The sequence below is a fragment of the Prevotella sp. BV3P1 genome (assembly GCF_000479005.1).
Classification (GTDB): Bacteria; Bacteroidota; Bacteroidia; order Bacteroidales; family Bacteroidaceae; genus Prevotella.
This window is the reverse complement of record NZ_AWXC01000062.1, coordinates 70,694-96,846: the sequence shown is the minus strand read 5'-3', so window position 1 is coordinate 96,846 and position 26,153 is coordinate 70,694. Positions and strand designations below refer to the sequence as shown.

At 42.6% G+C, this 26,153-nt stretch carries 21 protein-coding genes; 16 read left to right on the top strand and 5 right to left on the bottom strand.

Annotated elements, in window-relative coordinates; translation table 11 throughout:
• The first annotated feature begins 27 nt into the window (after positions 1 to 27).
• The 12 genes from HMPREF1254_RS11140 (at position 28) to HMPREF1254_RS11085 (ending at position 13,921) form a co-directional block, all read left to right on the top strand.
• The gene (locus HMPREF1254_RS11140; RefSeq protein WP_023058778.1) at positions 28 to 1,254 is read left to right on the top strand and encodes a tetratricopeptide repeat protein; all 1,227 of its coding nucleotides are present in this window, start codon (positions 28 to 30) and stop codon (positions 1,252 to 1,254) included.
• Positions 1,255 to 1,513: 259 nt separating this feature from the next.
• A complete protein-coding gene (locus HMPREF1254_RS11135) occupies positions 1,514 to 2,722 on the top strand; it encodes a tetratricopeptide repeat protein (RefSeq protein WP_036891244.1) in 1,209 nt (402 codons plus the stop codon).
• Between the two features lie 2 nt (positions 2,723 to 2,724).
• Positions 2,725 to 4,044 carry a DEAD/DEAH box helicase gene (locus tag HMPREF1254_RS11130; protein WP_036878155.1) on the top strand — a complete coding sequence of 440 codons (1,320 nt, stop codon included), beginning with the start codon at positions 2,725 to 2,727 and terminating at the stop codon, positions 4,042 to 4,044.
• 114 nt (positions 4,045 to 4,158) lie between these two features.
• Positions 4,159 to 5,226: a 3-phosphoserine/phosphohydroxythreonine transaminase gene (gene serC, locus HMPREF1254_RS11125; protein ID WP_023058796.1), complete on the top strand. Its 1,068-nt coding sequence runs from the start codon at positions 4,159 to 4,161 to the stop codon at positions 5,224 to 5,226.
• A gap of 181 nt (positions 5,227 to 5,407) precedes the next feature.
• Positions 5,408 to 6,325: an NAD(P)-dependent oxidoreductase gene (locus HMPREF1254_RS11120; RefSeq protein WP_023058717.1), complete on the top strand. Its 918-nt coding sequence runs from the start codon at positions 5,408 to 5,410 to the stop codon at positions 6,323 to 6,325.
• 5 nt (positions 6,326 to 6,330) lie between these two features.
• Positions 6,331 to 7,578: a DUF1015 domain-containing protein gene (locus HMPREF1254_RS11115; RefSeq protein WP_023058789.1), complete on the top strand. Its 1,248-nt coding sequence runs from the start codon at positions 6,331 to 6,333 to the stop codon at positions 7,576 to 7,578.
• Positions 7,575 to 8,165, top strand: coding sequence for an IMPACT family protein (locus tag HMPREF1254_RS11110; protein ID WP_023058722.1), 591 nt, complete (start codon positions 7,575 to 7,577; stop codon positions 8,163 to 8,165). The genes HMPREF1254_RS11115 and HMPREF1254_RS11110 overlap by 4 nt, the downstream gene beginning before the upstream one ends.
• A gap of 676 nt (positions 8,166 to 8,841) precedes the next feature.
• Positions 8,842 to 9,801, top strand: coding sequence for a signal recognition particle-docking protein FtsY (gene ftsY, locus HMPREF1254_RS11105; RefSeq protein WP_023058764.1), 960 nt, complete (start codon positions 8,842 to 8,844; stop codon positions 9,799 to 9,801).
• A 16-nt stretch (positions 9,802 to 9,817) separates the two neighbouring features.
• Positions 9,818 to 11,116, top strand: a complete 1,299-nt coding sequence (gene rimO, locus HMPREF1254_RS11100; RefSeq protein WP_036878186.1) for a 30S ribosomal protein S12 methylthiotransferase RimO — start codon at positions 9,818 to 9,820, stop codon at positions 11,114 to 11,116.
• Between the two features lie 18 nt (positions 11,117 to 11,134).
• A complete protein-coding gene (locus tag HMPREF1254_RS11095; protein WP_023058710.1) occupies positions 11,135 to 11,422 on the top strand; it encodes an HU family DNA-binding protein in 288 nt (95 codons plus the stop codon).
• Positions 11,419 to 12,795 carry an HU family DNA-binding protein gene (locus tag HMPREF1254_RS11090; RefSeq protein ID WP_023058757.1) on the top strand — a complete coding sequence of 459 codons (1,377 nt, stop codon included), beginning with the start codon at positions 11,419 to 11,421 and terminating at the stop codon, positions 12,793 to 12,795. The genes HMPREF1254_RS11095 and HMPREF1254_RS11090 overlap by 4 nt, the downstream gene beginning before the upstream one ends.
• A 22-nt stretch (positions 12,796 to 12,817) precedes the next feature.
• Positions 12,818 to 13,921 (top strand): glycoside hydrolase family 43 protein, encoded by a 1,104-nt coding sequence (locus HMPREF1254_RS11085; RefSeq protein ID WP_023058821.1) that lies wholly within the window; start codon positions 12,818 to 12,820, stop codon positions 13,919 to 13,921.
• Positions 13,922 to 14,129: 208 nt separating this feature from the next.
• On the opposite strand, the gene HMPREF1254_RS11080 is transcribed toward HMPREF1254_RS11085, so the two are convergent.
• The 5 genes from HMPREF1254_RS11080 to HMPREF1254_RS11060 all read right to left on the bottom strand — a co-directional run bounded on the left by HMPREF1254_RS11080 (position 14,130) and on the right by HMPREF1254_RS11060 (position 19,985).
• The gene (locus tag HMPREF1254_RS11080; protein ID WP_023058804.1) at positions 14,130 to 16,088 is read right to left on the bottom strand and encodes a YgiQ family radical SAM protein; all 1,959 of its coding nucleotides are present in this window, start codon (positions 16,086 to 16,088) and stop codon (positions 14,130 to 14,132) included.
• Positions 16,089 to 16,106: 18 nt separating this feature from the next.
• Entirely contained in the window at positions 16,107 to 16,442 is a 336-nt protein-coding gene (locus HMPREF1254_RS11075; protein ID WP_023058766.1) for a hypothetical protein, read from the bottom strand.
• A gap of 96 nt (positions 16,443 to 16,538) precedes the next feature.
• Positions 16,539 to 19,139, bottom strand: coding sequence for a golvesin C-terminal-like domain-containing protein (locus HMPREF1254_RS11070; RefSeq protein WP_036878149.1), 2,601 nt, complete (start codon positions 19,137 to 19,139; stop codon positions 16,539 to 16,541).
• On the bottom strand, positions 19,136 to 19,696 hold the full coding sequence (locus tag HMPREF1254_RS11065) for a 1-acyl-sn-glycerol-3-phosphate acyltransferase (RefSeq protein WP_023058745.1): 561 nt from the start codon (positions 19,694 to 19,696) through the stop codon (positions 19,136 to 19,138). The genes HMPREF1254_RS11070 and HMPREF1254_RS11065 overlap by 4 nt, the downstream gene beginning before the upstream one ends.
• Before the next feature lie 16 nt (positions 19,697 to 19,712).
• Complete coding sequence (locus tag HMPREF1254_RS11060) at positions 19,713 to 19,985, bottom strand: hypothetical protein (RefSeq protein WP_023058829.1); 273 nt, start codon at positions 19,983 to 19,985, stop codon at positions 19,713 to 19,715.
• 198 nt (positions 19,986 to 20,183) lie between these two features.
• Here HMPREF1254_RS11060 and HMPREF1254_RS11055 point away from each other — a divergent pair, with 198 nt between their 5' ends.
• From HMPREF1254_RS11055 to HMPREF1254_RS11510, 4 genes are all read left to right on the top strand, one after another.
• Positions 20,184 to 21,824 (top strand): diphosphate--fructose-6-phosphate 1-phosphotransferase, encoded by a 1,641-nt coding sequence (locus tag HMPREF1254_RS11055; RefSeq protein WP_023058711.1) that lies wholly within the window; start codon positions 20,184 to 20,186, stop codon positions 21,822 to 21,824.
• 95 nt (positions 21,825 to 21,919) lie between these two features.
• Complete coding sequence (locus HMPREF1254_RS11050) at positions 21,920 to 22,747, top strand: glycoside hydrolase family 25 protein (RefSeq protein ID WP_023058708.1); 828 nt, start codon at positions 21,920 to 21,922, stop codon at positions 22,745 to 22,747.
• Between the two features lie 568 nt (positions 22,748 to 23,315).
• Positions 23,316 to 24,263, top strand: a complete 948-nt coding sequence (locus HMPREF1254_RS11045; protein WP_023058782.1) for an IS30 family transposase — start codon at positions 23,316 to 23,318, stop codon at positions 24,261 to 24,263.
• A 136-nt stretch (positions 24,264 to 24,399) separates the two neighbouring features.
• Positions 24,400 to 25,809 carry a DUF805 domain-containing protein gene (locus HMPREF1254_RS11510; RefSeq protein WP_023058707.1) on the top strand — a complete coding sequence of 470 codons (1,410 nt, stop codon included), beginning with the start codon at positions 24,400 to 24,402 and terminating at the stop codon, positions 25,807 to 25,809.
• Positions 25,810 to 26,153 lie beyond the last annotated feature (344 nt).

Genomic DNA, 26,153 nt, shown 5'->3' with positions numbered 1-26,153 from the left:
AAATAAACCTTTAAAAATAATGAAATTATGAAAAAATTAATGTTGATGGCTTTGATGGCACTGGGTGCCTCAACGTCTTTTGCCGGCGACAGTGACGCGCTAAAGGCTATCATGTCTGCTAAAACATTTGTTGAAGCAGAGAATTTGGTCAAGTCAAATTTGTCACAATTGGCAAACAATGAAGAAAAAGCAAAAGCTTATAATAAGTTAGTAGACCTTGCCATGCAAAAAGTGAGCAAGGAGCAGGCTGTCATTGATAAGAATATGCTTAGTCAACAGCTCAAGCAAGGTGAACAGCAACAGTATGATACCGTGGGGTATTATGATGCACTTTACCACGCAATAAATGCTGGTATTGAAGCAGACAAATACGATATGATGCCCAATGCGAAAGGAAAGGTAAAACCAAAGTTCCATAAGGCCAATCAAAATCGTTTATACAACTTACGCCCACAGTTGATTAATGCTGGACAGGATGCTGGAACAAAGAATGATCAGCAAGGAGCTTTGAAAAATTTTGGTCTGTATGTATCTTCGTCTCAAGCCAATTTGTTTAAGGATGTTGCCAACAAACCTGCTTATGATCAATATCTCGGAGAGGTGGCGCGTGTAGCAGCTGTCTATGCCTTTCAGGATAAGAAGGTTGATTTGGCGAACCAATATGCAGATGTTGCCTTACAGGATACAGCAAAGGATGTGCATAAGGAGGCTTTGAACTTGAAGTCGTATCTCATCACGCAAGGCCTCACCTCAAAGTCGGACTCGTTGAAAGCTATTGAAAGCTTGAAAGAGCTGTATGTAAAAGAAAAAGGTAACGAGCAAGTGTTCAGTGCATTAAGTGCCATATATAACGGCATGAACAACAAAGAAGAGTTGAACAAATTAGTTGCTTCTAAGCTGCAAGAAGATCCCAATAATTTCAGTGCTTTAGCGACGAAAGCTCAAATCGCAATGAATGCAGGTCAGTGGGATGAAGCTATTGAGGGCTATAAGAAAGCTGTAGCAGTGAACGACAAGGATGCACTTGTATATACTTATCTTGGGTTCTGTATTAATTCAAAGGCGCAGGCTTTGAATAATGCTGCTGAGCAAAAGAAGCTTTATACGGAATCAGTTGGCTATCTGGAAAAAGCTCGTGATCTTGATCCTGATAAGAGTCGTGCAAACTGGAGCTATCCACTATATCAGTGCTATTACTCGCTCTACGGTGCTGAAGACAGTAGAACGAAAGAAATGGAGAATTTGAATAAATAATAGTACTACTAAGAATCTTAACGTGGAGGATGTATCGTGAGGTATATCCTCCACGTTTTTATATGATTGCAAAACTTTATTTATCCCTTTGCAAATAATGTTAAGTTTATTGTAAAAAGTGTAGCGGATATTAACTTTTTCTGTATATTTGCAGAAGTTAGAGTTCAATATTCAGAAATTATTCATCACCTTTGTTGAATACATCATCTCACTAAAGAGATTCTTAAAAGCACTAATTAATTTATAATAGTTGATTAACATGAAAAGATTGATACATATTTTCCTTTTACTCATCATAGTTGTTTGTTCAGTACAAGCACAGAGAAAAGATATATCTCAGGCTAGACAATGGATTAAACATGGTAGTAATCTGGAAAAAGCAGAAAATTCCATGAGTAATTTGTTGAAAGACTCCACGAACAGAAATAATAAGAAAATATGGATAACACTGTTCGAGGCTGTTAAAAAACAGTATGAACAGGGAAATGAAAAGCTGTATTTAAAGCAAAAGTACGATACGGCCAAGTTATTTTCATTGGGAAAGAAAATGTTTGATGTTTTGCAAGCGTTTGACTCTGTTGATGCGACACCCAACAAAAAAGGAGTTATTAAAATAGAATATAGAGATGAACATGCTCAGTTCTTAAACCAAATCAGACCCAACCTTTTCAATGGTGGTGCCTATTTCATGCTGAAAAATAAGTATCAAGAAGCATATAATATGTATGACGCATACATCAATTGCGCATATTATCCTTTGTTCAAAAAGTATGACTACATGAAACGTGACAAGTTGATACCCGTGGCTTCCTATTGGGCGGCCTACAATGCATACAAGCTCAAGAACCACCAAGCAACCTTGAAGCACACTCCTTTGGCATTGAAAGATACAACTCACTACGTTTACATGCTACAATATTTGGCGCAAACGTATAAGGAAATGAACGATACTACCTTGTACTTAAAGACATTGGAAGAAGGATTTTCATCACATCCTGACTTTCCGTTCTTCTTTCCACGGCTGGTAGACTATTATGTGCAGAATCATCGCTTCGACAAAGCACTGCACGTCATCAATCAAGCTCTATCTGTCGACAGCACCAATCAGATTTATCGGTTTGCGAAGAGTACGGTGTTGCTGAATACGGGACAGTATGACGAATGTATAGAAATATGTGACGGATTGATTGCAGAGAACGATAGCATGATGGAACCTTATTTAAATGCTGGGCTGGCCTATTTTAATCAAGCTGTTATTTTGGACAAAGAGTTGCAGGTATCAAAGCAGCATAGACAAATGATTTTAAATGATTATCGTAAGGCTTTGCCCTATCTCGAACGCTACAGACAACTGGCTCCTGACATGAAAGAGCGCTGGAGTCTCCCGCTCTATACTATTTACCTAAATCTGAATATGGGTAAAGAGTTTGATGAGATTGATAAAATTATAAACGCAAAGAAGGGGTGACCATGAGTGTCAATATTAATTTAAGCAAACTGGGTATTGATGAATTAAGCCCTATGCAGCAAGAGGCATCTCGGTTCATATTGGGTGGGCAGGCAGATGTTGTCATCTTGTCTCCTACGGGATCAGGTAAAACATTGGCTTATTTACTGCCGTTAATACAAAAAATAGAGGTGTCACGCGATGCTTTGCAAGCCGTGGTCATCGTGCCAAACAGAGAGTTGGCTCTTCAGTCATCAAGTATCTTGAAAGCTTTGACTACGCCCGTACGTTCTTACGCTTGTTATGGCGGTCGGCCAGCTATGGATGAGCACAAACAGTTGAAACAGATTCAACCTCAAATCATATTTGCCACACCTGGACGACTCAACGATCATCTTAGCAAAGGAAACATTGTCACAGATAACACACAATATGTCGTGATAGACGAGTTCGACAAATGTCTTGAAATGGGGTTCCAGGATGAAATGAAAGAGGCGTTGTCCCAACTGCCTGTAGTCAAGCAACGGATACTCTTATCGGCTACAGATGCCGACTCCATCCCAGAATTTGTCAATGTAAACCGTCTACAGCGTTTGGATTATTTGGATGAAGTTAATGCCACAAAGCAGATTCAAATCTTTGCTGTATCCAGTCCTGAGAAAGATAAATTAGAGACCTTGTCCAAGCTCTTGCTCACTTTTGGCAATCAAAGTAGTATCGTCTTTGTCAATTACCGAGATAGTGCTGAACGAATTCATGGATATTTGCAGGCTCATAAATTTTCCTCTGCGGTCTTCCATGGCGGTTTAGACCAAAAACGACGTGAAGATTCACTCTATCAATTTTCTAATGGTTCCGTCAACGTCTTGGTCAGTACCGACTTGGCTTCTCGTGGACTTGACATTCCCGATGTCAGTAATATCGTTCATTATCATTTGCCTGAACATGAAGATGGCTACATACACCGAATAGGAAGAACAGCCCGATGGGACAAAAAAGGAAAAAGCTTTCTCATCATCGGACCAACCGAGAGCATTCCAGAATTTATCTCTGCTGACATCACGAATTTTGACTTTCCTGAACAACTTCCGCCAGTTCCCATGGAACCCAAAATGGCTACATTGTATATCGGGAAAGGAAAGAAAAATAAGATCAGTAAGATGGATGTCGTTGGCTTCTTGTGCAAGAAATGTGGTTTGAAATCAACAGAAATCGGACGTATCGATGTTAAAGACTATTATGTATATGTAGCCGTGGTTCGAAATAAGTTGCAACAAGTTCTCCAGTTGTCCAAAGGTGAAAAAATCAAGGGAATAAAAACTTTGGTAGAGCCAGTTTCATAAAAAAAGAGGCTTTGCGTAAAAAAAATGCATTAATATTTTTTTTCTTTCAGACTAATGTCGTAAATTAGCCGGCAGATATGACAAACATTTATTTCTACTAACTAATCAATTAATATGAAAAAGTACAATTTTAATGCAGGTCCGTCAATCCTTCCTCGTGAAGTAATTGAAAACACAGCGAAACAAATTCTTGACTTTAATGGTAGCGGACTTTCTCTGATGGAGATTAGTCACCGTTCAAAAGACTTTCAGCCAGTTGTTGACGAGGCTGTAGCTTTGATTAAAGAGTTGTTGCAGATACCAGAAGGCTACGCAGTTATCTTCTTAGGTGGTGGTGCATCACTGCAGTTCCACATGGTTCCTAACAATTTCTTTGTGAAGAAAGCTGCCTATCTGAACACAGGTACATGGGCTAAGAAAGCTTTGAAAGAAGCAAAGTTCTTCGGAGAAGTAGTAGAAGTAGCTTCTTCTGCAGACAGGAACTATTCTTATATTCCTAAAGGATGGAGCGTACCTGAGGATTGTGATTATTTCCACATTACTTCTAATAACACCATCTACGGTACAGAGATACGTAAAGACTTGGATGTAAAGGTGCCACTCATTGCAGATATGTCATCAGATATATTTAGTCGCCCAATTGATGTTTCTAAATATGTATGCATCTACGGTGGCGCACAGAAGAACTTGGCTATGGCTGGTGTTACATTCGTTATCGTTAAGGAAGACATGCTGGGCAAGACTGGACGTGAAATACCTACGATGTTGGATTATCGCACACACATCGAGAAGGGTTCTATGTTTAACACTCCTCCTGTTGTTCCTATCTATTCAGCTCTTGAAACATTGCGTTGGATTAAGAAGAACGGCGGTGTAGAGGCTATGGATAAGTTGGCTCACCAAAGAGCAGACTTGTTATATGCTGAGATTGACAGAAACAAACTGTTCAAGGGAACTGTTGCTAAAGAAGATCGCTCATTGATGAATATCTGCTTTGTCATGAACGAAGAATACCAAGATCTTGAAAAACCATTCTTCGAGTTCGCTACCGAACGTGGTATGGTTGGTATCAAGGGACACCGTTCTGTTGGAGGTTTCCGTGCAAGTTGCTACAACGCTATGAGTGTTGAAGGTGTGAAAGCACTGATCGCTTGCATGAAGGAATTCGAAGACAAACATTAATCAATCACAAACTACACTTTAGTTATGATTTACGAATAGGCTAAAATAAGGTGATTAGGTGAGCGTAATTATCCAGTTTGCTTGATACAACCTTATTTTAGCCTGTTTGTTTATCAATTTATGCGTAATCACCTCCTGATGTGATTGCGTACTTAATTAACCCATTCAATATTCTAAACAAATGAAAGTACTTATTGCTACAGAAAAACCTTTTAATGCAAAAGCAGTCGAGGCTATTAAAAAAGAGTTGGAGAGTCAGAATCATTGCGTCAAACTGTTAGAAAAATACACTTCTACCGATGAACTCAAAGATGCTGTTAAAGATGCAGAGGCGATGATTGTTCGTTCTGATAAAATAACGAAAGAAATCCTTGATGCTGCTCCAAAGCTTAAAGTTGTTGTTCGTGCAGGTGCTGGTTACGATTCTATTGATACCGCTTATGCCAAAGAAAAAGGTATTGTGGTAGAAAATACTCCTGGTCAGAACTCTAATGCAGTTGCTGAATTGGTATTTGGCTTGTTGATTTATATGTGCCGTAGCTGCTTCTCTGGAAAATCAGGTTGTGAGCTGAAAGGTAAGAAATTAGGTATCTTGGCTTTCGGTAACATTGGTCGTCATGTAGCTCGCATCGCTAATGGTTTTGGTATGGAGGTATATGGCTTCAGCCGTTCGCATGCAGAGAATCCTAAAAAAGAAGATGGCGTTCAGTTTGTAGCTACCAAAGAAGAGCTTTTCAAGCAGTGTGATATTGTCAGTGTACACCTTCCTGCCAACGAACACACAAAGCAAAGTGTTGGTTACGATCTTGTTAATTTGATGAAGAAGGGTGGCATTTTGGTAAATACTGCTCGCAAGGAAGTTATCAACGAGCCAGAATTGTTGCGTTTAATGGGTGAGCGTGAAGATCTTAAATTTGTGACAGACATCAAGCCAGACGCTGATGCAGAATTCGCAAAGTTCGAGAGTCGTTACTTTACTACTCCTAAGAAGATGGGCGCACAAACAGCAGAAGCCAATGCAAATGCAGGAATCGCTGCCGCACAGCAAATCAATGCTTATTTCAAAGACGGTTGCACGAAATTTCAAGTTAACAAGTAAACACTATGGCAACAATTAAACCATTCAAAGGCGTTCGACCTCCAAAAGATTTATTTGAAGAGGTTGAGTCACGTCCTTACGATGTCTTGGATTCGGATGAGGCAAGAGAAGAAGCTGGAGATAATGAAAAGAGTTTGTATCACATTATCAAACCAGAAATCGATTTCGAGCCAGGAACGTCTGAATATGACCCACGTGTCTATGAGCAAGCAGCTAAGAACTTTAAGAAGTTCCAAGATAAAGGCTGGCTCAAGCAAGACGAACACGAAAACTACTATATCTATGCCCAAACCATGAATGGTAAGACACAGTATGGATTGGTAGTAGGTGCTTATTGTCAAGACTATCTCAATGGAGTTATTAAGAAGCATGAACTGACTCGAAGAGATAAAGAAGAAGACAGAATGAAGCACGTACGGGTATGCGATGCCAATATAGAACCTGTTTTCTTTGCTTATCCCGACAATCAAACGCTTACAGCTTTGATAAAGCGTTATGCCTCTGAAAAGCCTGAATACGATTTCATTGCTCCTATTGATGGTTTCAGACATCAGTTCTGGGTAATCTCCGATGCGAAGGATATTGAAACGATTACTGCAGAATTTAAGAAGATGCCAGCCTTGTATATTGCTGACGGTCATCATCGTTCTGCAGCTGCTGCATTGGTTGGTGTCGAAAAATCGAAAGCCAATCCTAATCATACAGGTCATGAAGAATATAACTATTTCATGGCTGTTTGCTTTCCAGCATCTCAGTTAACCATTTTAGACTATAATAGAGTGGTGAAGGATTTGAACGGAATGACATCAGAAGAGTTCTTAAAAGTTTTGGAGAAAAACTTTGACGTCGTCGAAGAAGGAACGAAGAGTTACAAGCCACAACAGTTGCATGAATTCTCTTTGTATTTAGACGGAAAATGGTATAGCTTGAAAGCAAAACCAGGAACCTACGACGACAACGATCCAATTGGTGTGTTGGACGTAGATATTTCTTCTCGATTAATACTCGATGAACTCCTCGGAATCAAGGATTTACGTTCAGACAAACGTATTGATTTCGTTGGTGGCTTGCGTGGCTTGGAAGAGCTTGAGCGTCGAGTAGACAGTGGAGAAATGAAGATGGCATTGGCTCTTTATCCTGTTTCCATGCAGCAGATTATGGACATTGCTGACTCTGGAAAAATTATGCCTCCGAAAGCAACATGGTTTGAACCTAAACTTCGTAGTGGATTGGTGATACACAAACTGTCATGATATCAGACGAATACAAGACAATATCACAAATAATAGGCGAGGGATTTTACTCTGAGAAGAGGAGTAAATTCCTCGCCTTTGCGCATCATGTAACGTCAGAAGACGAAATAAAATCAATCCTGCTGGCGTACAAGAAAAAATATTATGACGCCCGACACTGCTGCTATGCGTATATGCTGGGAGCTGAACGTGTCAACTTCAGGGCGAATGATGACGGAGAGCCGTCGAGTACGGCAGGAAAACCGATACTGGGACAAATCAATTCTTTCGAGTTAACCGACATCTTAATAGTTGTAATCCGCTATTTTGGTGGTACCAAGTTGGGTACCAGTGGACTCATTGCCGCCTACCGCTCAGCTGCTGCGGCAGCCATTGAGGCATCACAGATCGAAGTAAAACTGGTAGAAGAAACCATCACCTACACATTTGCCTATCCCATGATGAACCAGGTGATGAGAATTGTGAAAGAGCTGCAGCCTCGAATCGTTTCACAAAATTTTGACAACACCTGTAGTATCACGCTGGCCATTCGTCAATCAGAGGCCGAACGTTTGAAGAACGCGCTTCACAAGTTGTCGTTTGAATGAAAAGCAAGTCCACCGACAACTACGATAAATCCGTTGGCTCATATTCTGCCGACTTTGGTTGTCATATTCCTATTTTTTTTCAAAAATAGTCTATCCATTTGCACATTCATGTAACACAGATGCAAACTCATTAACTTTGATGTACAAAGTCATAGAGTTTGCGCCCTTATTCACATGCTCTTGGCAGGTAAAGTCAATTAGTTTATAATGTATTGGTTTATAGATTGTTATGTGATTCGTATTTGTGGTATTTATTGGATAGTGAAGACTGACAACATGGAATTACAAACTTGCTCTTATAGCAAATTGGTAGGGCTGTTGCAATGACGAGTTGTGCAATTATGAAAGAATTGGTTGAAAATCTATTTGATATAAAGAAAGAGTCAAAAAAATGTGCTATCTTTGCATAAGTTGGGCATCGCCTCACCAAAACAAGTAAACTTGCTTTGCATTCGGCTCGCGCCAACTTTGCATAAGTTGGGCGTCGACTCACCAAGACAAGTAAACTTGCTTTGTATTCGGCTTGCACCAACTTTGCATAAGTTGGGCGTCGACTCACCAAAACAAGTAAACTTGCTTTGCATTCGGCTCGCGCCAACTTTGCAAAAGCTGCGGCAGGTGATTTTAGAATAATTATACTCCATTCTGGAGTGACTCAATAACAACAAAGTAATATATGGGTATTTTTGGTCTGTTCAATAAGAAGAAAAAAGAAACGCTGGATCAGGGTCTGGAGAAGACCAAACAGAGTGTGTTCTCAAAGTTGTCACGCGCGGTTGCCGGCAAGTCTAAGGTAGATGACGAGGTGCTGGACAACTTGGAAGAGGTGCTCGTCACATCGGACGTCGGTGTTGACACAACCCTGAAAATCATTGAACGTATCGAACAAAGGGTGGCGCGCGACAAATATGTGTCTACCGCTGAACTCAATTCCATCTTGCGCGATGAGATTGCGGCCTTATTGGCTGAAAACAACACTGAGGATCACGAGAATTGGGACTTACCGGCCGACCATAAACCGTATGTTATCTTGGTCGTTGGTGTCAATGGGGTAGGTAAAACCACAACCATCGGCAAACTGGCTTATCAGTTTAAGGCATCAGGCAAGAAGGTATTCCTGGGAGCTGCCGACACCTATCGCGCAGCTGCCGTGGACCAAATCAAGATTTGGGGCGAAAGGGTAGGCGTGACTGTAGTGAGTCAACAGATGGGAGCCGACCCAGCCTCTGTGGCGTTTGACACGCTGCAAAGTGCGAAAGCCAATGGGGCCGACGTGGTGTTGATAGATACAGCCGGACGCTTGCACAACAAAGTGGGCTTGATGAACGAATTGAAGAAAATCAAGGATGTGATGAAAAAAGTGCTGCCTCAGGCTCCTGACGAGGTGCTGCTCGTCTTGGATGGCAGCACGGGACAAAATGCTTTTGAGCAAGCAAAGCAGTTCTCTGCCGTTACTCAGATTACCTCACTGGCCATTACCAAACTGGATGGAACGGCGAAGGGGGGCGTGGTTATCGGTATCAGCGACCAACTGAAGGTACCTGTGAAATATATCGGACTGGGTGAACAGATGGACGATTTGCAGTTGTTCAACAGACGAGAGTTTGTAGATAGTTTGTTCCAGCATGAATCATAACAGAAAGTCGATAACTTTGAAGAAGAATCAGATAGATATCATTACGATGGGCTGCTCAAAGAATCTCGTTGACAGCGAGGCACTGATGAAGCAGTTTGAAGCGAATGGGTACGACTGCACGCACGACAGTGAGCAACCGGATGGTGAGATTGCAGTGATTAATACATGTGGTTTTATTGAAGCAGCTAAAGAGGAGAGTATCAATACGATACTTCAATTTGTTGAAGCGAAGAAAGAAGGCCGTTTGAACAAACTCTTTGTCATGGGATGTCTCAGTGAACGCTATAAGAATGAGCTTGAACAAGAGATTCCAGAGGTGGATAAATTCTATGGCAAGTTCAATTACAAGCAGCTGTTGTCCGATTTGGGAAAGGCTGAGATCAAGGCTTGCAACGGTCAGCGACATCTCACTACGCCTGCTCATTATGCTTACGTCAAAATAGCGGAGGGTTGTGATCGCCACTGTGCCTATTGTGCTATTCCCCTCATTACCGGCAAGCATGTCAGCCGACCGAAAGAAAAAATTCTGCAAGAGGTTCGTAACTTGGTGGCTGATGGGGTGAAAGAGTTTCAAATCATCGCCCAAGAGTTGACTTATTATGGGGTGGATCTTGATGGCAAACGGCACATCGCTGATTTGATTAGTGAGATGGCTGACATGGAAGGGGTTGAGTGGATACGCCTGCATTATGCCTATCCAAACCAGTTTCCACTTGAGCTTTTGGACGTGATGAACGAGAAACAAAACGTTTGTAAGTATCTTGATATCGCGCTGCAGCATATCTCCGACTCGGTACTTGAGCGCATGCACAGGCATGTGAACAAACAGGAAACCATGGATTTGATTCGCGCCATCCGGGAAAAGGTGCCGGGCATTCATCTGCGCACCACGTTGATGGTTGGGTTTCCCGGCGAAACAGAGGACGATTTTCAGCAGTTGCTCAACTTTGTTCGATGGGCTCAATTTGAACGCATGGGTGCTTTTATGTATTCGGAAGAGGAGGGAACCTACGGTGCCAATCACTATGCGGACGACGTACCTGAAGATGTTAAGCGGCGAAGATTGGATGAGTTGATGGCGGTTCAGCAGGAAATCAGTGCCGAGATAGAGGCCGCAAAGATAGGCTCAACCATGAAAGTAATCATTGACAGGAAGGAGAATGACTATTTTATCGGGCGTTCGGAATTTTGTTCCCCAGAGGTCGATCCCGAAATATTAATACAAGGTGGACAGAAGTCCGTGCAGATAGGTTCTTTTTATCAAGTGAAGATCACTGATGCGGAAGAGTTTGATTTGTACGGCGAGATTGTCTAAACATATACAGCAAGTTCCATGAATAACAAAGAGTTTATTGCAGAATTGTCACGACGTGCAGGCTATACGCAAGAACAGACGCAAAACTATGTTCGTACGCTCGTGGAAGAAATGACAAACATTCTTGGTGAGGGCGAATCAATTGCTATCCCTTCTTTCGGTACTTTTGAAGTGAAAAAGCGGACGGAACGCATCCTGACGAATCCTTCAACAGGCAAGAAGATGTTGGTTCCTCCCAAATTGGTTCTTAGTTTCAGACCCATGCCTTCCGTCAAAGAACAGTTGAAGAAAGGAGGCGACTCATGATAAAAATCACAGATTTGGCGAGTGTGTTGGAAGAACAGCACCAGCTATCAAAAAGTGAGGCCGAATTCTTCATCCCTTTGCTTGTAGACGTTTTGACAACAGGGCTTAAAGCCGATAAACAAGTTAAGATTAAAGGACTTGGAACGTTCAAGGTAACATCCGTGAATGCCCGTGAGAGTGTGGATGTGAACACGGGTGAACGCATCATCATTGAAGGGAGAGAGAAAATTTCTTTTACGCCCGAACCAGTCTTGAGGGATAAGGTGAACAGTCCGTTCGAGCAGTTTGAAACGGTTACGGTGAGCGATGATGCCGATTTTTCAGAGATAGATGAACGTTATCAGCAGCTTGAGGAACAAGAAAACGCGGACAGCAGCGCACCTGTGGAGACCGTTCTGCCTGCGGAAGAAAAACAGGTTGAAGTTGAAACGCAAGACGATCATGAAGAAAATCCATCACCTGAGCCGTCCAACGAAACGGCATCTACTGTGAATGATGAGGTGTTGAATGACGACGATGCAGAGCCTCTCTCTGGCAACCTCATTGAAGATGGCGTGCGTGAGCAAGAGGTGATTGAGGTTACGCCCATTGAAGAAACTCCTGTGGTTGATGACCAGCCTGTCTTGGATGACGGAAATGTCGCAGAAACAACAGACATTATATCGCAATCACCCATGAAGGAAAACGAAGAAAAAGAATCACTTGAGTTAGCCGAACTGAATGAGTTGAATGAAAAAAATCAACAGTTGCGTGCCAATTTGGCTCGAACTCAGCGAAATCAAAAGATACTGATTGGTGTCGTATGTGCTTTGCTGTTAGTGGCATGTCTTGGCGTTTATTATATCGGTAAGCAGTTTGCGGCTCGTGATAACCGAATAGAGCATTTGATGACAGAGCTGCATGCTGTCAAACAAGCTGCGCAAGTGAAGGAAAACGTGGCTGGTGTTCAAGGCGAATCGGCTTCCGAAAATGCAGAGGTAGACAGTGAGGGACAGGATAATACGTCTGCTGCAGATCGTGGATACCAGTCAACAGAGCTGTCTGACAAGCGTGTTCAAGATGAGAAAAAAGAGAAGAATGCAGCTGCTAAAGTGGCATCTGAGAGTGAGAAGCGTGACCAGTCACATCAGAACAGCCAAACAATGGCCTTAAAATATGATTCGGATCCGAGAATCAGAACGGGCGCCTATGACATAACGGGTGTGGAACAAACCGTCACGGTGCGTAAAGGACAGACCTTGAGTTCTATCAGTAAAACTTACTTGGGGGCTGGCATGGAGTGCTACATGGAGGCTGTGAATGAAACGAAAGAAGTGAAGGAAGGTGACAAAGTTAAAATCCCGGCATTGAAATTAAAGAAGAAATCTAAATAATTTATATTAATCATTACTGTTTATGAAGAAACAATCAGGCGTAATCATCGCATTACTATGTGTGTTGTTTGTTTTTGTAGGCTGTTCAAAGCAGCATACCAGCATTATTAAAAATCCTTTGCCTCTGAATTTTGGCGACCCATTCTTGTTGCATGCAAGCGATGGAAAATATTATATGTATGGCACTTCTCTCGCGAATGGCTTCGAAGCGTTCGTTTCTAAAGATTTGCAGACATGGGATTCGTGTGGTCAAATTTATATAGGTGGGAGAGCCGAACAGTGGAACAAAGACTGCTTCTGGGCGCCTGAAGTGTATGAACGAAACGGGAAATACTATCTGTTTTACAGCGCTAATGCCAAGGAAAATCCAACGAATGAATTGGAGATTTTCAAGATAGGCGTCGCTGTATCTGATTCACCTGCGGGTCCTTTTCGAGATTTGATAAACCGTCATATCTTTAATCCTCCATACCCAATCATCGATGCTAATGTTTATTTTGATGATGAAAACAACAAGTGCTACCTGTATTATTCGCGTTGTTGCTACAAACATCCTGTAGAAAGCGAGATTGCTGACAAGGCCAAAAAAGAGGGAAAGTTTGATGAGGTAGAAGAAAGTTGGGTGTATGGTGTAGAGTTAAAGCCTGATTTTACGGGTGTGATTGGCGAACCAAAGTTGCTGTTGGCTCCTCCTACTAAGCTTGATGACCAACAATCGGAATGGGAGAGTAGATCGGTAATGTCTGGAGAAGTAAATCGACGTTGGACGGAAGGGTCGTATATCTTCAAGCATGACGGCTTGTATTATATGATGTATTCTGCAAATTCGTTTGAAGGAGCACACTATGCGGTTGGGTATGCGACAGCTAAAAATCCTTTGGGACCGTTCAAGAAGGCGGAGAATAATCCTGTTTTGCAAGAAAATGTGTCAAAGGGTGGTACCGTGATGGGTACGGGTCACAACATGCTCATCACCATGCCGGATGGCAAAATGTACACCGTATATCATGCACGCATGCAAGCAGATCCATCAAAGCGTGTGGTCTTCATGGATCAAGTGACCATTAAAGATGGAAAATTGGAGGTAAATGGCCCTACAACGAGTGAGCAGAAAATTGCTTATTGATGATAAGCTATTTACCATATCTTGGGATGAAAAGCCCGCGCTTATCTGGTTTGTGAGAGTAGTGCGTGAATAAGAAATGTGAAGGAAAGTTTGTTTAAGTACTGTAATACGTTGCTATCGTTTGACTAAACAAACTTTCTTTCACCATTTATGTACCCTCATGTCGCCTTCAGTGATAGACGTTATTTGGTTTGTAGGGTACGTCTATTTAATTTCGACGTTTGTTTTTCTCCCTTTTTCGCTTGTTCGAAAAGTTTGGGTTGTATGAAACTGGGCGTTTATGGCTTGTTCTTTGCGAGCTTGCTTCATCTTTTCTGGAAGATGTTTTTTGCGGCTTCGGTGCATGGGAGAAAAGCTGTTCGATGAGTTCTGGTCTTCCTATCTTTCTCAACTCCCTTTCAATAATCTTTCTTTCCTCTGGTTTGTACCAAAAGAAGAATTGTCGTTGGGCAAGTTTTTCATTTGGTGTTTTGGCACAGTAAACTGGTTCCAGCGTGTAAGGATCGTATCCTGTGTACCATGTTTCTGTGCTGACAGTCATGGGAGTAGGGGTGAAATCCTGCACCTGTTCAAGCTGAAAATTTAGTTTTTTGGTGATGATGGCGAGATTTGCCATATCTTGTGCTTGACAACCAGGATGACTGCTGATGAAATAGGGGATGAGTTGTTGCTTTAAATTTTCTTCTTTGTTGATTTTGTCAAAGATGACTTTAAATTGTTCGAACAACTTGAATGAAGGCTTGCGCATCAAGTTCAAAACAGTATCTGACGTGTGTTCGGGTGCTACCTTCAAGCGACCACTCACATGGTTCTTAATCAGTTCCTTCGTATATTCTTGTGCAGCGGCATTCGTCGCTTCATCCTTGCTCTTGTGCAACAACAAGTCATACCGAACACCACTGCTGACAAAACTCTTTTTTATACCGGGAATAGCATCGACGGATCGATAGATATCTAGTAGTTTACTGTGGTCGGTGTTGAGGTTGGGGCAGATTTTTGGGTGAATGCAAGATGGGCGTTTGCAGTGTTCACAAGCCAGATGGTTCTTTCCTGCCATACCATACATGTTAGCTGACGGCCCTCCTAGATCAGAAAGATAACCCTTAAAGTCAGGCATGTCAATCACCTGTTTTACTTCTCTCAGGATGCTTTCTTTCGATCGGCAAGTGACAAACTTCCCTTGATGAGCCGATATCGTGCAGAAAGCGCAACCGCCAAAACAGCCTTGGTGTATGTTTACCGAGAACTTTATCATCTCGTAGGCAGGAATGCGTTTACCCTTATATTTGAGATGTGGTACACGTGTATAGGGCAAATCATAATAAGCATCGACCTCTTCTGTTGATAAAGTTGGAAAAGGGGGATTGACTACCACATATTTGTTGTCCACAGCCTGAATTAATCTTTGTGCGTGTATCTTATTGGACTCCTCTTCTATATGTCTGAAATTATCGGCTTGCAGTCGTTTTTCTCTCAAGCATTCCTCGTGACTATGTAAGATGATATCATCGTCTTTGATGCCACCATCGATTTCTTCTTTTTGAGTTAGATACACAGTCTGTGGGATATCGTGAATCTGTTGGATGGGTTCACCGGCTGCAATTCTTTGACATAAGCACAGAACAGACTTCGATCCCATGCCGTACAGAATCATGTCGGCACCCGAATCACATAGAATACATTTGCGAAGTGCGTCTTGCCAGTAGTCATAGTGCGTAAGACGTCTCATGGAAGCCTCAATGCCTCCCAAAACAATGGGTGTGTCAGGGTATAGTTGACGTAGAATCTTTGAATAAACAATGGTTGGATATTCAGGACGACAATCGTGTCTTCCGTCAGGACTGTAGGCATCTTCCTTGCGCAATCTCTTGTTGGCAGTGTATTTGTTTACCATCGAATCCATACAACCTGGTGAGATACCGAAGAACAACCTCGGCTTACCCAGCTTCTTGAAGTCGCGATAGTCGCCATGCCAATCAGGCTGAGGAACGATGGCAACCTTGTATCCCGCAGCTTCAAGTGAACGCCCTATGACCGCAGCTCCAAAGGATGGATGGTCTACATAGGCATCTCCTGAAAACAAGATGACATCCAGTTCTTCCCAACCTCTTAACTTGCATTCCTTCTTTGTGGTTGGAAGAAAATCAGTAAGTTGATAATCTTTCAAATGAGTGTTGTCTTAATTTTAGTCCTCACGACTCGTGATACATTCTTTATCTTCGGTCTGTTTCTTTGTCCAGTCTACATACAATTTCACCAATTGGTTGAGGCCAAATGCCTTCATGTTGGCGTGGTAGATGACGTCAAGGCAAAGATCCAGCAGGGCTTTGTCATGATTTGCTTCTGATTCTAACAAGGCTCTGACGTTCAGTTTTAGCTTATTCAGTATATCTTCATCAATGATGCCAGTGCTGTCAACCAGGTTTTCCAACAAAGCATATTTCTGAATACTGGCCAGATGTTCGTCCGAAACTTCGATACATCTCGTGCCTGATGGGTTGGATTGGATTTTATAGTTCATATCTTCTACTATTATATAAGTGGTTGTTTATGTCAATCAAACTGCAATTTTTATGCTCTTGTAGTGCTTCCATAAGCTGCTGGGCGAGCCTGTCCGTTATTCAAGCAAATAGTTTAATATTCCCTGCATCAATAGTCCTTTCTTCTTTTGATCGATGATGCATTCAAAAGGGAAACCCATGGTGAAGCATCTATAATGGTTGTCCTTGTACGCAACCGCGGCACTGGTACCATTGGCATATTGCATGACGCACATAGCACTTGGATTGGGAGAAAGAACTTCGGGCGATTGTGCTGCGTAATGGTCTTCATTAGGCGTTTGGTAGAACGTCATGTTCATACCCAGGCCTTGTACAGCATTAGAGGAAATAGTACTGTCGCTGGGCGTATAGGATAGTTTCAGAACGTTGTTGAGAAACGATCTTTCGGTTTCAAAGGTCATATCCGATCCAATATATGAGCCGCTAACCATGATTGCTCCGCCATGATTGGCATAGTCTGTCAACAGAGTTTGCATCTGAGGGGTGAACGATTTATAGTATTTTACTGTGTACGGTTCATATTTTTCCAAACCTAATATCAGGTCAATACAGGGATATTTGGTCAGTTTTACTTCGCCAGACCATACTGCTTGGCTGGAAGAACTCGCCACATTGTACTTTTTAGAACTAGCAATGGCGGCCGTATGGTCTACGACATAATCGAAAGTGTTACCTGCAATGAATTGTCCAGCCAGCTCATTGCCTCCATATCCCAAACCTGTTTCTGTCAAACTGCCCATGCGTGTTTTGTCGAAAGCTGCTTGATATCCCGCCCATCCCGCAGTCTTTTCGTACGCAACCCCAATATCCGCATGGAGGTCAAAGCCTTGTTGAAGCTCATCATCGATTACCTTGGGTGCCGAAAGACGATTGAATCCGTTGACAACCAGTACCGTTTGAGTGGCTAATGGTGAATAGTAAGCCGACAAAGTTTCAGTGGGAAAACTCTCTCCACCTTTGTTGCAAGCCGTTATCTTAAAGTTGTATTGCACATCAGGTTCAAGTTCTATGGAATAAGATGTTTTGCTGATATTCTTTCCATTGTCAAATCCACTCGTTCCTGTCGCCATGTATACGTTATATGATGATGGTGTAGCCGTTTCTTCTTTGAGGTCGGTTTGTGGCGACCATGACAGTTTTACCTTGTTCTTAGATGTAAATTCGATGCGGAAATCTTGTGGTGCCAACGGTTGAACAACATACGATTTTCCGTGCTGTCGATTGATATATCTTAATATGGTCTTATAGATTGAACGGGCAAAGCTGAACTTAAAGTTGGGATCTTGACCGAGTATCATGTCTGGAAAGTTTTGATGAGACATAGTCTCCAGTATTGCAGAGGGGATTTCCGGCAGACGTGTTTCCGAATAGTTTCTGTCCCAGAGGTATCTCTTGGGCCAAGATCTCTGGTTGGTACTCAGGTCTCTGACCGCATTTTGTAGTAAGTCATTGGCGAAGTCCTTTGAGGTCATTCTCGAAATCCCCGCATTCAAGCGTCCGTCATTGAAGTTCGTCGTGCAAATAGCCAAAGAACCAATTAGCGATTTTCCATCTGCACTATATCCTGCATCACTGTGAACAGCCAATGCCAACTCAAGGGGAACCCTTAGTCCTGGCAGTGATGGTGCGAAAACACTTCCGCCTGCGAGCCAATTTGTCATTTTGGATCGGGCGTTGATGTCATCGGAATAGTCGTCTTGACCGCCCTTTCCTCCGTATACACTGTAGGGTGCACCAGCCCATTGTGCATAATATCGTGAACCTTCAAGTGTCCGTGGCAGTCCGCTTATGCTTCCTCCGCGTTGAATGTTACCCATTCCACCACCGAATCTAACTGCGTCTGTCGTCACGAAGTGTCTCTTTTTTTTCGAGCGATTTGTCACCACTACTCGGTTAAACTGATTACTCCCAGCGTCAAAATCGAAGGTCCCAAGGTAAACCCAAGTGCCACCTCCCATCTGTTGGTTGACCCTGAAAGCGGTTTCCTGCCCCTTGTGATAGACGATGTATTCAGCATCATCCACACTCTTGTCTACTGTTTGATAACTCACATATACGGCATATCTTCCAGCTTGAGGCAGATTAGGCTGATAAGATACCAAACTTGGATGCTTACTTTTGGTTGATCGAGCCATCCTCGCACTACCTTGCTGAAAGGGATTGTCGCCATCATTGTAGATGGTTTTTGTCCTTGCAAAGCCTTTTGTATTAGCTCGTTCCCAATTTCCGTTAACGTTTATCTCAAGATAGGATGTCCCTTTATTTGGGTCATCGTTATCAATGATGACCTCATGTTTTTGCCAATCTCTCTCTCGTGGTGTAAACACGCAGGCTCCGGCATGCTCGAGCATGGGAATAAGGTAGGGGATGACAATGGTCTGAGTGAACAAATCTTCGGTGGTTCCAAATAGGTTTGGCCGTTGCCATTTCCACTTAAATTTATTCTGATCGTAATAGTAGCCATGGCTTGCCCATACAGAAATATGCCTATTCTTCAGTCCTTTACTAATCTTGTTGGTCTTCGATGTGTTCGTCACCCACGGCTTATCCCGATGGTCAATATCACCCCATGCCCGTGTGAAGCTACTGTTGTACTGAGCTGATAAGTGGAGTGATAGGCATACGCAGTACAGAAATAAAACCGTGCGTAACCTCATTGGGCAATTTCTCCTATTGAAAATTTCTCGGGATGTTTGCCTTGCATACCTTTAAAATATAGTTTCACCTCTTTCATCTCCTCGTCTACATTTCCTGTGGGAACAATCTTTTTCGTACATTGTATTGTCTTACGTTGATAGTCAAGACCGTACAAGAGGATGGGTATGTTTGCTTTCAGAGCAATATAATAGAATCCCATCTTCCAATCAGGGTTAAGAGACCGTGTACCCTCGGGTGTGATACAGAGTTGAAAAGTTTTCTCTTTTTGGGCGAAGACCGCAAGGTTGTCCGTCATGCTCGTATGTTTTGAACGCCAAACAGGTATTCCCCCCATGGCTTTCAAAAGGGGTTTGAGAGGGCCTACAAACCACTCTTTCTTCATCAGAAAGTTTGATTTCATCCCCTCAGCGTGCATGTATAGCAAGCCGATGATGAAATCCCAGTTGCTGGTGTGTGGGGCAAGGCAAATGATGTATTTATCGGGATGGTCAACAGTTACAACTTTTGTCCATCCCATGCAACTATATAATAGCCATCTACACAAACGATTTAGCATATACGCTTCGGTTTTTTTAATAAATATTCGATATCTGATCTACAATTTCAGACACTTCAGAGTTGAATTGTTCAATCAAATCCTTGAAATAATCCTTTTGTTTCATTCCTGGTTCGGGATGTGATGCGCGCTTGATATATTGATTCTGCAACGCCAGGATGGACGTCAGCAGCGCATCGATATTCTCCTTTTCGGGTTTTTCGCCATACAGCGAGGCGGCTACGCATTCTGCTAAAAGGTCACCACAAACATAATGAATGGTTCGTTTTAAATCTCTTTTGTTTGCCATGTGAATTGTTTCTTTATAGTTTGTACGAAATTGAATAATAGTTCAAAGGTAGAAAAAATATCTGTAAATGCAACACATTGACTGGAAAAATCTTGTTTTCTTGATTGTTTGTTTTTCTATCTCAAAGAAAAAGGGTAAATTTGCAAAACCTAAGAGCAATGAATATTTATCATTTATTATATTAGTAAAATTGCAAATATGAAAACAAGTGCATTACAAAAAGAAAGAGCTTCTTATCAGCCAAAACTGCCAAAAGCTCTTCAAGGTGCTGTAAAAATCAAGGAAGGAGCACCAACTGAAAGTGTTGATGATCAGGAAGAAATCAAAAAACTGTTCCCACATACTTACGGAATGCCTCTCGTAGAGTTTGTTCCAGGTGATAAATGTGAACACAAGCTGATGAATGTAGGCGTTATCCTCAGTGGAGGTCAGGCACCTGGTGGACACAATGTGATTAGTGGCTTGTTCGATGCCGTGAAGAAGTTGAATGAAGAAAACCGCTTGTATGGCTTCTTGATGGGGCCTGGTGGTTTGGTGGATCACAATTATATCGAGATTACTGCAGGTTTCTTGGAGAAATATCGCAACACTGGAGGTTTTGATATGATTGGCTCAGGACGTACCAAGCTGGAGAAAGAAGACCAGTTTGAAAAGGGCCTGGAAGTGATTCGCGAGCTGGATATCAAAGCACTTGTCATCATTGGTGGTGACGATTCAAACACCAACGCCTGCGTTTTGGCCGAATATTACGCTGCCAAGCAATATGGCGTGCAGGTCATCGGTTGTCCAAAGACCATCGACGGCGACTTGAAGAACGATCAAATTGAAACATCATTTGGCTTCGATACGGCAACAAAGACCTATTCAGAACTCATTGGAAACATTGAGCGCGACTGCAATTCGGCTCGCAAATACTGGCATTTTATCAAGCTGATGGGCCGTTCGGCCTCTCACATTGCGCTGGAGTGTGCATTGCAGACCCAGCCAAACATTTGTCTTGTGTCAGAAGAAATACAGGCCAAAGACCAAACGCTGAATGAAATTGTGGAGAACATTGCTTCTGTTGTGGCCTACCGCGCCAAAGAAGGAAACAACTTTGGCGTGGTCCTCATTCCCGAGGGCTTGATAGAATTCATCCCCGCCATCGGCCGCTTGATAGCCGAATTGAACGACCTGCTGGCCGCTCATGGTGCCGATTACAAAGATTTGGACAAGGATGCACAGCGTGAATACATTCTCGCTCACCTCTCTGACGCCAACCGCTCTACCTTCGAAACGTTGCCGGAAGATGTGGCTCGCCAGCTGAGTTTAGACCGCGACCCTCACGGAAATGTACAAGTTTCCTTGATTGAGACAGAGAAGTTGCTTTCCCGCATGGTTGCCGCCAAGCTCGAAGAGTGGAAGAAGCAAGGCAAGTATCAAGGAAAGTTCTCACCTCTTCACCATTTCTTTGGTTACGAAGGTCGCTGTGCTGCGCCGTCTAATTTTGATGCCGATTATTGCTATGCGCTTGGAACCAGTGCTGCTCAGCTCATCGCAAACGGTAAGACAGGATATATGGCCATTGTCAAGAATACCACCGACTGCACCGACAACTGGAAAGCAGGTGGTGTACCTATCACCATGATGATGAACATGGAGCGCCGTACAGGTGAAATGAAACCGGTAATCCGCAAGGCGTTGGTAGAGTTGGAAGGCAAGCCTTTCAAGACTTTTGCTGCCAACCGTGACGAATGGGCTAACCATACATGCTATGTTTACCCAGGTCCTATCCAGTATTGGGGACCCAGTGAGGTTTGTGACCAGACCACACGTACCTTGGCATTGGAGCAGGAATAATCTTACTGACATTTAAAACTACCATAAAGAGAGTCTGCTGATGTAGTTCGGTTACGTATTGCATGGCAGATTCTCTTTTTCAATTTCATCATTCAATGCCAACAAGAAAAAGAAGAAAGCGAGTCAGAAAAAAACGCACACGATTCTTCGGTAGATGTCCCCGACGGGCCGTTTGGGTAGGGGGCATTGTCTTTGCGCTACTCTATATGTGGGCATTCTATGAGTTTTTTGTAAGTCCTACCGGGTTCAGGTGGCGCGCACTTTATGGCGATGCCGACTACCCCGCAGGTTATGAGATACATGGCATCGACATCTCTCATTATCAAGGTGACATCCATTGGCAACTGTTGCGCAATGGTATGATTGGAGGGTGCCCGCTCAGGTTTGTCATGATCAAGGCGACAGAGGGCGCCGACAAACTGGATGACAATTTCAACGACAACTTTTATAATGCGCGCGAGCATGGCTTTATCAGGGGGGCTTACCACTTTTGGAGCAACCATTCGTCGGCCAGAGAGCAGGCATACTATTTTTTAAAGCAGGTACATCTGGAAGATGGTGACCTGCCGCCGGTATTGGATGTTGAACACAAACCTAAAGACCAAAGTGTGGAAGACTTTCAGCGAGATGTTCTTACCTGGCTGCACATCGTTGAAGACAAGTACCATGTGAAGCCCATGATTTATACCTATTATAAATTTAAGGACGAATATCTGGGTGCGCCCGTTTTTGATGATTATCCCTACTGGATAGCCCATTACTATGTTGAGAAGGTGACCTATAAAGGCAAGTGGAAATTCTGGCAGCATACCGATGCCGGAAAACTGCCCGGTATCAAAGGATTCGTTGACTTGAATGTCTACAACGGCTCGTTTTACGATTTGAAGCAGATGACCATTGGTCGCCAAAAGGTAACTTGGTGAACATGGGGATGTGTCAAACAGCTTGATGCGCTTGACGTTCTTTTATGGCCATCGTTCAATGATTTCTCATACCTTTGAGCCGCGAAAGGACGCTTGACAAGTATAATAATATCATTGAAAAATATGGACAAGTGATTTAGAATAATCAACTAAAAACCGTCCTGCGATTTTAGGAAAAGACAAGATCATTGAGTTTGGGTGACAAAAACATTGGGTTTGGCGGTCAAAGTCATTGGGTTTGGCGGTCAAAGTCATTGGGTTTGGCGGTCAAAGTCAATGCTTTTTACTTTCCTACATTCACTTGACAGTTTTCATGTTGTTTGCCTTGCTTTGCCTGTCAATATGTTTCAAATCTTGCACCTTTTTAAATGTCAATGCCATTTTTTTTAGAAAAAAAATGAGGAATACTCACACTTTTTCTTTCGTAAGTTCAATTAAGAAATGCAACTTTTGGCAATAAACAAAAGGAGCGAAAAAGATATTTTTTCAGAGAAAAGAGGGGGTGTTCCCCTCCCTCTCCGATGGAAAGTTTTAGTATCTTTGTAGCCCCTTCCAAAAGTTACAAAAGATGACACAACTCACTAGGGAACAAAGGTACACAATTTCAGTGATGCACAAGCAAGGTTTTCAGCAAAAAGATATTGGTGCGACCATAAACAAGAACAAGTCAGTTGTAAGTCGTGAACTTGACCGCAATCGCAACAAACACGGCACGTATAGTTACTCTCATGCGCAGATGCTGGCAGACGTTCGTAAGGAGCGTCTACGCAAGCCCCGCACCTTTACGGGTGAGGTGAAGAACCGCATCAACCGGTACATGCGACAACACCAGTGGTCTCCAGAACAGATAGTGGGCTACTGCAAGCTTAAAGGCTACAACATGGTTTCCATTGAAAGAATTTATCAATACATCCGAGAAGACAAAGAGAACGGCGGAGACTTATACAAGAACTGCCGTCATCAGTTGAAGCACCGCAAGCGCCCGGTTGGAAAACACATGCCCATCAAAGACCGCACCAGCATAGATGAGAGGCCGCCTGAAGCAGACGGAACAAGGCATGGAGATTGGGAAATGGACTTGATCGTCGGAGCAGACAACAAGGGAGCCATGGTTACACTGGTTGAGCGCAGCACGGGGTTCACCATGATAAGGAAACTTGAGAAAGGAAAGGATGCCAAAGGCGTTTCTCAAGCCGTATACCTCATGCTGCTGCCTTACAAGCATAACGTAAAAACAATAACCACGGATAACGGACCGGAATTCGCAGACCACAAGTGGTTGGAAAAAGCACTAGATACGAAGATATATTTTGCGCATCCCTACAGCTCATGGGAGAAAGGGCTCATTGAGTATACTAATAAACTCTATAGGCAATACATTCCCAAAAAGAGTGATTTCAAGGATTTTAAGGATAATCAAATCAAAGAATATCAACATAAAATAAATGCCAGACCAAGAAAAAAGTTGGGATTCAGAACGCCACTTGAGACCTTTTACTTAAATTTGCAAACGTAGTCGCATTTTGAAGTTGAATCTACCAATGACTTTCGCAAGTGTAGATTGGGATGACTTCATGCTCACAAAAGATGGAGGAAAGGAGTTCTATGACAAACTATTAAATAATTAACAATTCTAAATCAATACTTTCAAAATGAATGATAAGACTAAGACATGTCCCTATTGTGGTGAAGAAATAAAAGCCGTCGCTAAGAAATGTAGATATTGCGGAGAATGGCTTACGGAGAAAGCGGAAAAGGAAGAACCAGTAAAGATGATACCCTGTCCGGCTTGTTCTGAACTTATTCCGGAGGATACAACGGTCTGTCCATATTGCAACGAACCCTTACAACATGGCATGATAATCCCTCACGAGAGGGAAGAACAGCAAGGGCAACCTTCCCCTGCCACCAAGTCTGACCCACTTGTCATGGACAAACATGAGGATACAGAGCAAAAAGTCACTGCATCCACTTCACAGCCGACACCTGTCACCAGCACCCTTCTTTCACCTGATGATACGAGCAGCACCGACGATGATTCACTCCTTCATGATGACATCAAGGACGGATTTTTCTACAACTACTTTGTTAAGCAGTTCATAGGGAAGTATCTTGATTTCAGCTCTACCATAGGTCGTGAGCGTTTCTGGTTAGCGTACTTATACTATATGCTCGTATTGATAGGGGCTGTTGCAGTAGATATAATCTTAGGTGATTGGTTCTTCGTCATCACAAGTATGGTTTCATTAGTACTTGCCATCCCGTCAATTGCTTTGCAGGTTCGCAGATTGCACTCTATCAACAAGAGTGGGTGGTGGATCTTGATAAGTGTCATTCCGGTGATTGGAGCGATATGGCTTCTCGTTTTATATTGTAAGAAAGAAGAAATAGCGAATGAAGAGGACCAAAATTTTGTAGTACGTTCCAATACTGATCTCATTTTTTGGATAGTCATGGCATTATTATTTTTCTTAAGTGCTTTAAGAATAGGAGGTATGTTTAAACATAACGGAACAACGCCATTGGATATCATGTCTACAGACCCAAATAATACAGGATCACCAGATTACCTTACAGAAGGAGATTCCGTTGCCGTTTCTGATGACACATATGACATGAGTGCATCTGATATGAAAAATGATGTTAAGCAAGTAGTATTGAAAATGTACAAGAGTGCTTTCAATTCAGGTGACCAGTCTGTAACTATCAACGCTTATAGTACCGATATTCTGAAGGAACTTTGGAACAAGGTAATGGAGTATGATAAGATTTACCATCAAAACGAGATTGGCTTCATCGATTATGATCTTTTCACACAAAGTCAAGATTCTTCCACTGATATACGAGCAGAAGTGGAACAAGTAGAGCTAAGTCAAGACTCCAATGGTGATAACGTCGCGCAGGTTCGGGTAAGAATTATTGATCCGGCATATAAAAATTCTGATCGAATAGCTCATATCACCATGAGACAGGAAAATTCTGACTGGAAAATGGACGATATTGGAACAGAGGGAATGCCATCGCTAACAGTTAGTTTACGTCAATATTTAGACGTTCCTTGAAGAATATTTAACTATTTGTCTGTCAATAATATATCAGTAAGTGAAAAGAGGGCAGACTCACGGTTCGCCAAGGGCAAAAAGCACAAACTTTCCACAATTAGCCAGGAATTGAGTCTGTCATAGGGACACTGCAAGGCAGGCCATCGGTTAGGGAGGAACTCCTACGGGGGACTCTTCGGAGTCCCCATCAATGTCGTGCTTGCAGCTGTCACATTCAACTTCAAAAGAGTCATGAGGCATCTTTTGCACCTTATTGAAAGAGTAATAATATGGTGTTGTGGAGAACGGAAATTAAATTTTCACCACCAATTCATCCCACAGGTTTATATGAAAAATGCGATGGC

Coding starts and splice junctions, on each gene's coding strand:
- HMPREF1254_RS11140 (WP_023058778.1), top strand. CDS start 28: ATGAAAAAATTAATGTTGATGGCTTTGATGGCACTGGGTGCCTCAACG.
- HMPREF1254_RS11135 (WP_036891244.1), top strand. CDS start 1,514: ATGAAAAGATTGATACATATTTTCCTTTTACTCATCATAGTTGTTTGT.
- HMPREF1254_RS11130 (WP_036878155.1), top strand. CDS start 2,725: ATGAGTGTCAATATTAATTTAAGCAAACTGGGTATTGATGAATTAAGC.
- serC (WP_023058796.1), top strand. CDS start 4,159: ATGAAAAAGTACAATTTTAATGCAGGTCCGTCAATCCTTCCTCGTGAA.
- HMPREF1254_RS11120 (WP_023058717.1), top strand. CDS start 5,408: ATGAAAGTACTTATTGCTACAGAAAAACCTTTTAATGCAAAAGCAGTC.
- HMPREF1254_RS11115 (WP_023058789.1), top strand. CDS start 6,331: ATGGCAACAATTAAACCATTCAAAGGCGTTCGACCTCCAAAAGATTTA.
- HMPREF1254_RS11110 (WP_023058722.1), top strand. CDS start 7,575: ATGATATCAGACGAATACAAGACAATATCACAAATAATAGGCGAGGGA.
- ftsY (WP_023058764.1), top strand. CDS start 8,842: ATGGGTATTTTTGGTCTGTTCAATAAGAAGAAAAAAGAAACGCTGGAT.
- HMPREF1254_RS11095 (WP_023058710.1), top strand. CDS start 11,135: ATGAATAACAAAGAGTTTATTGCAGAATTGTCACGACGTGCAGGCTAT.
- HMPREF1254_RS11090 (WP_023058757.1), top strand. CDS start 11,419: ATGATAAAAATCACAGATTTGGCGAGTGTGTTGGAAGAACAGCACCAG.
- HMPREF1254_RS11085 (WP_023058821.1), top strand. CDS start 12,818: ATGAAGAAACAATCAGGCGTAATCATCGCATTACTATGTGTGTTGTTT.
- HMPREF1254_RS11075 (WP_023058766.1), bottom strand. CDS start 16,442: ATGAACTATAAAATCCAATCCAACCCATCAGGCACGAGATGTATCGAA.
- HMPREF1254_RS11070 (WP_036878149.1), bottom strand. CDS start 19,139: ATGAGGTTACGCACGGTTTTATTTCTGTACTGCGTATGCCTATCACTC.
- HMPREF1254_RS11065 (WP_023058745.1), bottom strand. CDS start 19,696: ATGCTAAATCGTTTGTGTAGATGGCTATTATATAGTTGCATGGGATGG.
- HMPREF1254_RS11060 (WP_023058829.1), bottom strand. CDS start 19,985: ATGGCAAACAAAAGAGATTTAAAACGAACCATTCATTATGTTTGTGGT.
- HMPREF1254_RS11055 (WP_023058711.1), top strand. CDS start 20,184: ATGAAAACAAGTGCATTACAAAAAGAAAGAGCTTCTTATCAGCCAAAA.
- HMPREF1254_RS11050 (WP_023058708.1), top strand. CDS start 21,920: ATGCCAACAAGAAAAAGAAGAAAGCGAGTCAGAAAAAAACGCACACGA.
- HMPREF1254_RS11045 (WP_023058782.1), top strand. CDS start 23,316: ATGACACAACTCACTAGGGAACAAAGGTACACAATTTCAGTGATGCAC.
- HMPREF1254_RS11510 (WP_023058707.1), top strand. CDS start 24,400: ATGAATGATAAGACTAAGACATGTCCCTATTGTGGTGAAGAAATAAAA.